The sequence below is a fragment of the Halostella sp. PRR32 genome (assembly GCF_034808085.1).
GTDB classification, from domain to species: domain Archaea; phylum Halobacteriota; class Halobacteria; order Halobacteriales; family Natronoarchaeaceae; genus Halostella; species Halostella pelagica.
The window spans coordinates 1-258 of the sequence record NZ_JAXHGL010000194.1; the positions used below are offsets into that span (position 1 = coordinate 1).

Annotated in this window: 1 protein-coding gene; it reads left to right on the plus strand. The window is 71.7% G+C overall.

All coding sequences use genetic code 11. The features are described 5' to 3' along the window. Positions 1–258 (plus strand): MATE family efflux transporter (locus SM753_RS20850; RefSeq protein WP_323192961.1); only part of this gene is annotated, 258 nt, incomplete at both ends.

Sequence of the window (258 nt, forward strand, 5' to 3'; positions counted from 1 at the left end):
TCTTCCCGCTGACGAGCGTGATGCTCGCGGTCATCATCATGCCGTTCGTCGGCACGCAGGTCGTCGTCAGCCAGCGCGTCGGCGCCGACGACGAATCCGGTGCGCGCCGCGTCGCCGCCAACGGCGTCGCGCTCGCGATCGCCGTCGCCGTCCCCGTGCTCGCCGCCGTCGTCCTCGCCGGCCCGTGGCTCGTCGAGACCGCGGTCGAACTCCTGAACCCGACCGACGGCATCGCGGACCTCGCAAGCATCTACCTCG